Origin of the sequence: Streptomyces sp. bgisy159, from assembly GCF_965341775.1 — a bacterium.
GTDB lineage: Bacteria > Actinomycetota > Actinomycetes > Streptomycetales > Streptomycetaceae > Streptomyces.
The window spans coordinates 1-11,277 of record NZ_CBDQZH010000080.1; the positions used below are offsets into that span (position 1 = coordinate 1).

Annotated in this window: 5 protein-coding genes and 2 pseudogenes; all 7 read right to left on the bottom strand. The window is 66.6% G+C overall.

The window, feature by feature from the left end; genetic code table 11:
- Positions 1-166 (bottom strand): annotated as a pseudogene (locus tag ACSLTV_RS35310) (IS5/IS1182 family transposase); the annotation flags it as partial.
- Positions 161-1,274: pseudogene (locus tag ACSLTV_RS35315) on the bottom strand (IS1634 family transposase); the annotation flags it as partial. The pseudogenes ACSLTV_RS35315 and ACSLTV_RS35310, both read right to left, overlap by 6 nt.
- Before the next feature lie 153 nt (positions 1,275-1,427).
- Positions 1,428-3,320: a DrmB family protein gene (gene drmB / locus ACSLTV_RS35320; protein ID WP_435613659.1), complete on the bottom strand. Its 1,893-nt coding sequence runs from the start codon at positions 3,318-3,320 to the stop codon at positions 1,428-1,430.
- Positions 3,317-6,784, bottom strand: a complete 3,468-nt coding sequence (locus ACSLTV_RS35325) for a helicase-related protein (RefSeq protein ID WP_435613660.1) — start codon at positions 6,782-6,784, stop codon at positions 3,317-3,319. Before ACSLTV_RS35325 ends, drmB begins: the two co-directional genes overlap by 4 nt.
- Positions 6,781-8,517: an NERD domain-containing protein gene (locus ACSLTV_RS35330; protein ID WP_435613661.1), complete on the bottom strand. Its 1,737-nt coding sequence runs from the start codon at positions 8,515-8,517 to the stop codon at positions 6,781-6,783. The genes ACSLTV_RS35325 and ACSLTV_RS35330 overlap by 4 nt, the downstream gene beginning before the upstream one ends.
- Positions 8,517-10,106 (bottom strand): hypothetical protein, encoded by a 1,590-nt coding sequence (locus ACSLTV_RS35335; RefSeq protein WP_435613662.1) that lies wholly within the window; start codon positions 10,104-10,106, stop codon positions 8,517-8,519. The genes ACSLTV_RS35330 and ACSLTV_RS35335 overlap by 1 nt, the downstream gene beginning before the upstream one ends.
- Positions 10,079-11,110, bottom strand: coding sequence for a hypothetical protein (locus ACSLTV_RS35340; protein ID WP_435613663.1), 1,032 nt, complete (start codon positions 11,108-11,110; stop codon positions 10,079-10,081). Before ACSLTV_RS35340 ends, ACSLTV_RS35335 begins: the two co-directional genes overlap by 28 nt.
- Positions 11,111-11,277 lie beyond the last annotated feature (167 nt).

The following is an 11,277-nucleotide window of genomic DNA, read 5'->3' on the forward strand; positions in this document are numbered from 1 at the left end:
CGACCGCCTGCTGGCCTGCGGAGAGGGTGTCCCATCGTCGTCCCCAGCACGGGGTGCGGACGGTGCCGCCGGCGCCTCGGTATCCCTTGTCGGCCCAGCACGGGATGTCTGCCTCGGCGAGGGCGTCGACGATGCCGTGTTCGCGAGCCGCGCGGATGTCGATCACGAACCGTTCAGTGTCGGAGATCCGCACCTCCTTGACCCGCATGTTCTGGGCGATCTCGCCGTAGCGGCCCTGGCGGGACAGGGCGGCCTTCACCTCCGGGCTGCCTGAGCGGAGTTTCTCGCCGACGATGTAGGCGTTCTCGCCCTGGCGGAGGTAGCGGCGGTTGCGTTCGCTGGAGAATCCCCGGTCGGTGACCCGCACGATCTTGCTCAGGGTCCAGTCCCGTATGTCGTCCTTGACCTGCCGGATCAGCTTCTGGTCACCGGTGTTGCCGGGCCAGGACCAGACGCGGACCGGGATCCCGTCCCGGGTGACGGCCATGCCGATCACGATCTGCGGCAGGTCGTCGCGGGAGTCCTTCGACTTCCCGAAGGTTCTGAATCCGGCCTGGTCAGGGGCGTCGCCGCTGCCGTCCGGGGCGGTGGGGCATCGTCGGCGGCGGTCAGTAGGCGGCCCTTGTCGTCGCGGGCGGCCGGCTCGTCAGGCTCCTCCAGTTCGAAGTAGGCGCGGTGGTGTCGAAGAACAGCAGGTCGACCTCGAGGTTGAGAAGGTTCGCGACCTCGTCGAACACCCGTTTCTCCAGGTCGTCCTGGACTTCGTGGAGCCAGTCCATCGCCCGGTAGCAGGCGTCGTCGTCGGTGGCCGGCAGGCCGTCGACATGCACGTCGTGCGTGACCCAGTCCGCGGCGGCCAGCTTCGACGACGGGGCCAGGGCCCGGTTCGCGACCATGGAGAACAGCACCCGCTCGGTCACCGACACGTCCCGGCGTCGGCCCCGTTTGGGCTGCCCGACCTGCCCGACGATCCTGTCGATCCTCAGCCGCCGCCAGAGATGATCGAGGACGTAGGTGCCGCCGAACGGGACCGACGAGACGAACTCCAAGTCACCCGCCGCGGTCGACGCCAGTGCCTCGCCCGGTTCCAGCAGCCGCGATAGAGACGCGACCAGGCGCTTCACCGCGTCCCGGTCGAGGTCGTCCTCACGGCCGAACGTGAACAGGACCCTCGGGACCGCCCGGCCCTTCACCGGATCCCACTCGTTGTGGGCCAGGTGCAGGTACCGGACCGTGCCGGACTTGTTCTCCCGCTTCGCCGTCTTCACATACACGACTCCAGAACCTACGGAGCAACTCCAGGTCAGCGCAGGTGAATCCGCAGAATCGCGTCTCTAGGCGATCCCGGCCGCGTGACCAGCCTCCAGCCCACTGACCTGGAGGTGGTGTGCGTGAGCGGGATGCTCGCGCACACCATCGACCTGCTCTCAGTTCCTAGCGAAGAATCCGAGCTCGCTCTTCCCGAGCCCACCGACCACCAAGGCACGGTCAAGGAAGCGATTGTACTCCTCGCACGCCGTCTCAGGAAGCAGCGCGCAGCCGTGACAGGCGGCAAGGTTGCAGGACCCGGGACCTTGGCCCTTGCTCTCGATGCACACCGGGTCCGAGGAGCACCACGCAGCGTGAGCCAGGGCGTTCTCCAGCACTCCCTCCAGTCGGCCGGGCTCGCCCATTCGAACCAGGCCGCCCAAGGTGCCCTCGGAGTCCCCGGCGGCGGTGTAGATGAGTATGCCGGCCATGCCGTCCGGGCCGGGGCTCACGTAGAGGCGCTCCCTGAGTGAGGCCGAGCTGTAGCCGCACTCGTAGGTGAGCTCGTTGATGAGCAGGTGCGCCAGTGTGTGCAGGAGGATGAAGCGCGGCGACAACTCTCGCTTGGTCAGGCCGCGCTGTTCGGCTAGGTCCGAGAAGCGTTGTGTGAGTAGTTCAGCCTGCGCCAGAACTCCCCGACGCTCCTCCCACGCGCCCAGAGACGCCGTGTCGAGTTCCAGGTATATGCCCTCGCCGCTGACAGCGTATGCGGGAAGCCAGTTGCCACCCGGGCGGGCAGGTGTGCGGCGCAGCAGTGCCTTGCGGGACGCGTCATCATAAGGGGACTCCGCGAAAACGCGGTTGAAACCCCATAGCACCCGAGTCTCGCGGAGCTTTTCTACAAGCCTCACGCGGGCGAAGGCGGAGGCAATGCTGGGCGCGTACTGTCCGCGGGGCTCGCGTACAACCAGTTCCTCAGACTCGATCGCACCGCGCAGCGTCTGGTACTCGGTGGCGCGGAATGGAGCTGGGTCCTGCGCGGAGCCGGGCTCCTCTGTCTCTGAGGCTCCGGATTCGGACCGTTGCAGCACGGCCAGTGCGCGGGCGATCTCCTCGTCGCTGAAGTCGTCGAGGAGGAAGGCGTTCCCCTGGGCCGCTTTCCGGAGCATGTGGGCAGGCAAAGCCTCTCCCTTGTCAAGGAAGACTGCTGCCCTCTGCCGGGCCTGTACGATCGCCCCGTCCTGGAGGACAGCGAGCACCTTTGGATCGGCGGTCGACGCGGCCATCTCTGGCACGAATATGGAACTCTTCAGGAGCGAGTAGTAGACGTTCGCGGCGCCGCGCAGGCTGCCGCGGAGAGGACTCCCGCACGGCTCCCCTTCGCGGTCGATCCCTAGCCAGGGCGCCCCGCCGCGGCACAGGTACGCTGGCCCGCCCGGCTCGAGCTCTTCCGAGAGGAACGTGGAAGGGCCGCTCTCGGCACTACTCCTTGTTGATGTGATGCCTTCCAGGCTGCGGGTCGCGTTGCAGGAACAGGACACCCGTTGGGAGGCCAGAGTGCCGCCGCCGGAGGACCGCAGTGAGAGGCTGTGCCCCCGGCAGGAGGGCGTCGCTGACTTATGCGTCCATTCGAACCAGGGGAAGTCCTGGAGGTGCCCTCGCTCACAGATTGCGACGAAGGGCACTTGGGCAAAGAAGGGATTGCGGCCGGAGGACTCATGCTCCTTGCAGGCCGGGCGGTTCTCCTGGTGGAGCCGGTCCTTGGCCAGCTTGCGGCAGCGCGGGCAGAAGCCCCAGGTGGGGAATCGGAGGACCGGGACGGTAAGACCGGTGTTGACCCCATCCTCCGAACGGGTGCGGTAGTCCGGAGGAGAGTAGAGCGCGTCGATACCGAGATGCTGTTCCAGGCGCCACTCGTGGATACGGAACTCTTCCTGGTTGCGGTCGTCTCCACGCGGAAACCAGTGGTCGAGGCCTGCCGTGATGACTGACGTCCCGTCGGACAGCACGTGCATGGCCCCGGGGCCAAACGGGGCGACCATCTGGGAGCGCCGGACCTTGCCGCGGATCATGACTGTCCTTCCTGGATCGCGTACTCCGAGGTGACTTCGATCTGGCACTCGGCGTCGACGCCGCGCATGGAGGAGGGGATCGCCCAGGTCATACTCTGGGCCTGCTCGTCCGCGTACTGGCCAAGGGGGCGCAGGAGCTGGTCGCTGCTGACCATGGGCCCGAAGTCGCCCCAGTGCCCGGGCTGCCACGCCTCCCACTCCTTGCGCATCCTGTCCAGGATGTCGGCTGTGCGGTCGGCTTCTTCGGAGTCGCAGAAGTCGACCCGGTCGAGGAGAAGCTTTCTGGCAGCTTCCCAGCCCTCGGCGGGGAACGGCTGAGGCTCAAGCGCCTCCGGTCCGGTCTGCCGGATGTAGGCAACCGCGACTGCGCGCAGGGCCCGGTCCAGGGCGGGCGGGGCGAACGGGGTGGAGCTGGTCGGTTCGACCTGCGCGTACAGGCGTTCGTGGTAGCTGCGGAAGCGCTCGAAGTGGCTGCGGTCTCGGGGTTTACCGGCCCCGTACAGGGTGACGACCAGTCCGGGAATGCGTCGTCCTACGCGACCGGTGACCTGGATGTACTGAGAGGTGCTCTTGGGCTGGCCGACAACGGCCATGAGTGAGAGACGGGGGATGTCGATGCCGACCTCAATCAGGCTGGAGGCCAGGCAGGCGTCTACGGCCCGCTGTTCGTCCGTGAGCTGCCGCTCGAGCTTCTGGATGGCTTCGGGGATCTGGTCCTGCCGGAGGCGGCTGGTCATCTCCTCGACCCAGTTGAGGTAGCGCATCCCGGTGCGGTCCGTCTCTGAGCGGTTGTTGATGGTCCTCAGGTAGTCGGGGATGTCGGACTGCATGAGCGACAGCGAGTTACCGAGCTCACGGAGGCTGTTGAAGAAGGCGAGCAGCGTCCACCAGGGATCGCGGAGGCCTTCGGGAAGGTCCTTGGCGGCCTGGAGCAGGGCGGCGAACGTGCGGACTTGTGTGGTCTGCATGGAGCCGAGGGCAGGAGCGTGCACGCCGATGTAGCGCCGCCCCGGCTTGAGTGTGCCGGTCTCCGGATCCCGGTCGTAGACGGCGAAGAAGGAGTCGGAGGCGTCGATGCCGTGCGGCGGGAAAAGGTGTACCTGATCACGGCCGTAAAGGGCCTTGACCTGCTCCTCGTGCCGCCGGATCGTCGCGGTGGAGGCGACGATCTTGGGGAGAATGCGCGTGCCGTCTCGCCGGTCGGTGCACAGTTCTTCGATGACGCCCTCGTAGAGGCCCGTGAGGGAGCCGAGCGGGCCGGCGATGAGGTGCAGCTCGTCCTGGATGATCAGGGAGGGGGGCGAGTAGGCCCGGGAGCCGTCCGAGCCGAGGCCGTCGGCTCCGAAGCCGAACAAGGCCCGTGCTTTGGGCCGCCAGGCAACAAGGGCGAACTTGTCCACCGTTCCGATCACGAGTGTCGGCCGGTGCTCGTAGAGGTCATCGTCAACCACGTAGACGGGCAGTGGCGAATCTTCCGTGGAGAAGCGGCACTCATTGTCCGGGCAGATGAAGCGCACGGTTCCGCGGTACTCCGTGTACCCGGCTACGGGTGTACGGGCCGCTGCTCCGGTGCGCCGACCGGTCCTACGGCGGCGCTGCGCGGGCGCGGTGTCTTCCTCCTGGCTGGGGACGGGGCCCATCTGAGCTGAGCACCAGGGACAGCGCAGCAGCAGGAACGGGTTCTCCTGCTCTCCGCGGTGGAGCCTGCCAAGTGCTGATTTCGCATCCGCGCGTCGGTTGGGAGTGGTCTCGCCACCCACCCAGATCCCGATCGAGAAGGGGACCGTTCCGAGGTCTGGCGTGTCTGCGCGCAGCTCCTCAAGCGCGCAGACGAGAGCGGCGGCGCGCAGGAATTGCTGAGCGGTCAGCAGACGCAGCGTATAGCGCATGAGGACGGTGACACTCGTGTCACTGGGATTGCGCAGACGACGGAGCAGCATCGTGAAGGCAGACAGTCCGAGGTAGGCCTCAGTCTTGCCACCGCCGGTGGGGAAGTAGATGAGGTCAACAACCTCACGGTCGCCATGGAGGGGATCGGCACTTGAGGGGACGGCGGCCAGGAGGAACGCGATCTGGAAGGCACGCCAGTTCCCCTTGCCCTTGCGGCGGGCCTCGTTCTCATCCGGCTGGAGCCCCTCCACCTGGAACCGCCCGTCGACGGACTGCGTCGGACGCAGATCGGCCCCGGAGCGTAGCTGCTGGCGCAGCATGGCACGGTTTGCCATCCGGAAGGCACGGCCCAGGTCGCTCCGGGCGTCACGGACCAGTTCGAGCCCTTCTCGCATCCGGCCCAGAGCCTTGCGGCAGCCTTCTATGTGCTGCGCGGCGGTCGGCCGGAACCGCTCGTCGAGGCCGGCAGCCTTCTCTTCGAGTCCCTCAATCCACTCCGCGTACGCGCCGACAACCTGCTCCAGGCGCTCAGGACCGCCAGGGCTGTCCCCAGAGAGCTGCTCCATAGAGACAGTGAGCGGGCTGCCGTTCTGCCGGATGTCGGGGGTGATGCTGGGTGCCTCGTACCAAGGCAGAGGGTCGGCCTTGGCCCAGGCGGCCCGGCCCCCTGCGGGGTCGGCCCAGTCCGCAGCACAGCCATGCCCCACGGCAAAGGTCCGTGCTTCCCGGTAGAGCAGATTGAACGAGGCGTCGTCCGGGTGCCTCTCGGCTTCGGCAGCCTCCGGGTAGGGGGCGAGCCATCCGCCCTGCGGCTCGACGGTCATCTCGGCCTGGAACAGGCTCACAGCATCGAGTGGCTGGGTTCCGGGGACCGTCCGGTTGACGAGGGCGACTGTGATCAGCCTGCCGTCCTCGTGGCTGCGCACGTTGACGATCAGCTCCAGGTCCAGCCCGTCAATGCCGCGCGAGTCGTCCGCGTCCGGCTGCGGCTTCCGCAGGACGCGATTGGCCGTGGCGATCTCGTCCGCAGACAGCTTCCAGACCGCCGTAACGGGGCTGCGTACCCACCACCGCCGCGCTTCGCCCGCCACAAGCACGTTCTGGCGCCGGTAGCGGCCTCCTGTGAAGACGATGCGGAGAGCCGTACCGCTCCCGCCCGCCAGCATGAACGACAGGCCCATGGTGCTGGGACGTCGGTCGTTCGCGCCGGCGAGGTCGAAGTCGTCGTCCTCAGGCGGCGCGCCGACCGTGCGCTGCGCAGCTTCCTGCAGGCCCTCGAAGACTTTTCCGTCGAGCTCACCGTCCACGAGACCGGCGACGACCGTGCGATCCTCGTCCGCGGGCTGATCAGTGCCCTCGGCGGGGTACAGGACGCCGACGCCGTACCGCACCAGCGGGGCCCGGTCGAGGATCTCCTCTCCGGACCCGGGGTCCACCCATGGGCCGCGGGCTTCCTCCCAGTTGCCGAACTGTTCCCGGTCGAGGGACTTGCCGGCTGGCGCAGGGCCAAGTAGCTCGGCCCTCAGGGCGTCGATAACGTCCTCACGCGGACCGAGGTGGTCGCTGATGGTCATGCTGCCTTCTCCTTGAAGACCTGCTGGCGGAAGCCGGGGCGTGCGTTCTGGGACATCAGCACCGTGAGTTCGTCCCTGGCGCGGGAGGCGCCCACATAGAAGAGCGTCTGTTCACGCGCCGACCCGAAGGAGGCGATATCAGTGAGGATGACCGCTGGGGAATCCAGGCCCTTGAACGCGTGCACTGTCCCGTACCGCACCGCTCCCGGCCGCGGGGAGCCGAAGGGCACGAGCCGGTTCCGCCAACGGGGGTCCTGGCAGCTGCCGGCCGCGCTCTGGTCATTACGCAGCGGTGACAGGACGACGATGTCCTCGGGCCGGAACCCTTCGCGAGTGAGCTGGGTGAGCCTGTCCGCCAGTAGCCGCTGCTGTTCCTTACTGTCCGTCCACCACAGGTGCTCTGCGGTCCGGTCGTTGGAGGGCCGCAGCGTTCCGGCGTAGCCCGGGTCGAGGTCGGACGTCGCTTCCACGTAGAAGGTGATGTCGGGGACGCTCCTGCAGTTGTGACGCAGTATGAATACCGCTGGCTCGCCCGCTGTCCGCCCGTGGAGGGCTTCCATTCCTTCACCGCCGGAGTCATAAAGGGCCTGGCGCGTGAAGTCACCGAAGGCCAACCACTGACCGCTAGACAAACCTCCGCGCAAGGAGGAGTCGAGGACGTTGAGGTAGGACTCGCGCATCAGGTCCTGTGCCTCGTCGATGACCAGCACATCGAACGGCGGGCCGTCGCGCTCCAACAGGGCTTCCAGAGCGAGGTCGGGAAGCTCCTCGGTGAAGAACCCGTCGTCTCCGCTTGCCGCAGGGCGTGCAGCGGGAACCAGTCCCGCCATGTAGGAGTGCAGGTGAGCAGCCGTGATCCCCTCCACCCCGGCGGTCTCTTCTTTGAGCCAGCGGCCCAGCTGCCGGTTGAAACAGCACAGCAAGACCCTCAGACCACTTCCGGCGAACCGCCGCGCCGCTTCCACGGCAACGAAAGTCTTGCCTGTTCCTGCGGCGCCGCGGACCAGGCACCGCCGGTTGGCGGCGATCATGTCAAGCACCTCGTACTGCTGCTTCGTGAAGGTCTGGGTCTCCCGCTCCATCCGCTGCCGCCGCAGCTTGGGAGGTTCGGCAAACTCGAATGAGGGCCGCAGCGCCTCCAGGATCCGGTCGGTCTGGCCGGCGTCGGGAGCGGCGGATGCCGGGTTGAACCAGCCTGCTGTGGGAGTCGAGGCGAGGTGCGCGCGGTGGGCGTCCAGTCCCCCGATGATCAGAGCAGAAACGGGACGGCTGTGCAGGGCCACTGTGTCGATGGCCTGCCATGAGTGCCACTCCATGGGGCCTGACACCGCGAACCGGCTGTGTGTGAACAACACCGCGGAGGTCATCGGCACGGCTCCCAGCCCACCGCCGTGGCCTATGAGCTTTTCCTTGACCGCATGCATGGCCTCATCGGCCTGTTGGAATGGGCTCCTCAGGGTTGGTGGCTGTCTGCCCAGCCGCCACTCGCCACTCGGGAGGCGCCTGACCTGCAGATGGGCCTTCACCTCCAGGAGTAGGATTCCCTTCCCGGGCACGATAATGACGAAATCAGCCTCACCCTGGATCTGCCGCGGGTGGTTGGCGATCCCCAGCGAATGCAGCACCACCCAACCTTCCGTGCCAGGGTCATCGCGGAGCCGCTGGAATACCTCTTTCTCCCCGGGACTTGGGGTGACTTCCGGATCGAAGGCCGACGGAATCATGCGCGCCATCAGGACACCTCCGAAGTGCGGAGCCGACAGAGATAATGCGGGGGAACGCACAGCTGTCCGGGGAGAACGGCGTCGACCAGAGCCACCCGCGCGCCCGAGTCCGTATCGTCCAAGGGGATCTCGCACCAGCGGTCCACCCAGAGCCGCTGCCACAAATCCCCGGAGACAGCACGCTGCACAGCCTCGGCGTAACCCCGCCCGGCACTGCGGTGCGCATGGTCGATTCGGCCGAGGGCAGCCCAGACGTCCTGTGCCTCCCCCCGGCGGCCCAGGTAGGCCATGACAACAGCGAAGTCATCTCTACGCCGCGTTCTGATGCACCAAGAGCTCGTCCAGTAGTCCAGGTTGGTGGTCACCGCGCCGCGCGCCACCAAGTCCTTCGCAACACCCCGACGACCATCTGGGTGATGGGCAATACGATCGCACAGCTGCGTTTTCCACCCCTGTTGTAGCGCCCGCAGCATGGGTGCGTCGTCGCCCAAGACGACGTCGGCCCGCTCGATCAGGCTCTGATAGTAGGAGCTACCGCGAAGTACGACGTAGTCGCCGACCGAAATCGAGGCCCCGTCGACGGCCTCGACAGAGGGCTCATCATCGGGACCCGACTCAACCAACAGGATCTTGTGAACGCTGGATTCCACGGGCAGCAGGACATACGAGCCGTCGGCGAGCAGAGCCGCACGGGCCTCCACCCCCTCGTGACCGCCTGAAGTACCGTCCCGCAGAGCTTCAATGGGCAGTCCTGCGACAGCATCCTGCGCTAGGGAAGCGACATCGAGATCCGTCAGCAGGGACTCTGCCGTCTCAGGCGTCCTATCACCCGTGAGCTCGGACGGTGCTCCGACTGTCCTCGTGTCGCGGCGGCGTACGCGCGTTGGCATGGTGCCGCGCAGCACAGGTCCCTCGTCGAACAGCGGCTGTACGTCCAGCGGCTCACGGTAGAAGTCATAGTGGACCAGTCCAAGCCTCGCCGCCCGGGGAGCATTCAGCACACCCGGCGGAAGCCAGCCGACCGGTCCCACGACCGCGGCCGAGTCATACACCTCAGCCCCCAACAGGTCACTGACCAGGCCAATCTCCACTGGATAGTGGATCACGCCGAACGCGCGGACAACGGCGTCCTGGTAGAACCGGTTGGTCACCACTACAAGCGGCGTGCCCTTGCGGCCAGACGACAGGAACGCCATAACCCCGGCCATTAGGGGATTGGAGGAGTCCGCTCCCAGGCGAGTCAAGGCCTGCGCGACGGCAGACAGCTGGCGCACCAGGTCGGCATCCGCAGCCTGCCGCAGACGAGCGCTAATTCCCGCCAAACTGTGCGCCGTCTCCTGAAGCTTGAGCTGCAAGCTATTGAGGGGCACCGGCACGGTACCGAGGAGCCACCGGACCCGCCGGATCTCGACGCAAGCCTGCCTCCACAGGTCAGAGCTTTCCAACTCCCCTACTGCACGCAGAAACTGGGAAGCCACCCGCATGAACGAGTGCACTCCTGAGTGGTGTACAGGCTGCTCCTCGATAGCGCAGCCCGCATGCTGGTAGACCTTGTCTACCTCCCACAAACTCATCGTGCCGCCCCCCTGCTCTTCCATGCCAGCAGTTCAACTCCCGGAGGAATACGGCTGCCGAGGTCTCTGGGCACGTCGACGTCGGCCATGCTGCGCCATCGGTTTTCGTAGAGCCCGTCCGCAGCGGCCAGTGCTGACGGGCTGGTGCGCTCGACCACAGCCACCGTCACGCCCGCGAGGCCGGCTCCAAGCCACCGCCGAACCGTTGCCGCGCCATCGAGCACTGCCACAGCCGGCTGGCAGGATCGCACCGCATCGCGGTACTTATCCGGGTCACCCCGGCTCGACAGCACCACACTGCGATAGTGGGATCCAGGCGAGCGGACTGCGCGCAGACGCAGGAGCTCCTGCAGGGGCAATGCCGGTCCTCCGGCTGCCCCGATGACGAGCTGGGCCTCAGCCAGGACCGTGTTCCTTACCCCTACCACAACGCTGTGCAGCGAGCAGCGTCCGTAGAAGTCGGCCATCTGTCCGGCCAACAGCTTCTCCGCGCCGACGGGTATTGCAAGCTCTTCGCTGAAACGGTTGCTACCCCTGTAGTCCTCCGGCAGGTCTGGCCAGCGAAGCAGTTGGAGCCGGTAGTCGTCTGCCGGAAACCACGAAATCGGTCCAGGACGCCGACCAGGACTCTTGCTGCCTGCGAGTTCGTAGACCCGCCCATGATGGTTCTGAATCGCCCCGCCGAACACTCCCGTGTACACGCGCCGCCCCTGCCCGGGACCCTTGACCGGGATGACTCGAACGCAGTTGCCGACAGGCAGGCATTCGGCCTGCTCGAAGTTCTGCTCCGACTCCGCAGGGGCCACTTCCGCCTGGGACGCCCGGTTCACAACCCCATAGGTCAGCAGCACCGCGAGGTAGTCACGCGTCGGAACGGACAGCGCCACTATCGCGTTTGAGCTGTCCTTGTGCAGGCCTGCCGCCCAATACCCGACCTCCGAGAACCACGCCGCCCACTCAGGCAGCCTCTGCCATCTGTCGCCGACCAGTGTGGACGCGCCCCGGAGCGATGTCTTGCCTCTTGCCACTGCCAAGCCCCCACCAAGAGAACATCCCTCAGCACCGCCATCGAAGAGGTCCCCACCCCTGGCAGTGCGTGGATCCTACAACATCTTCACGATTTGACGACCCCTGCTTCACTCTTTGAGGTGACGGGTGACAGGGAGGGAACAGTCCCTGCAGACATGACTGGTAA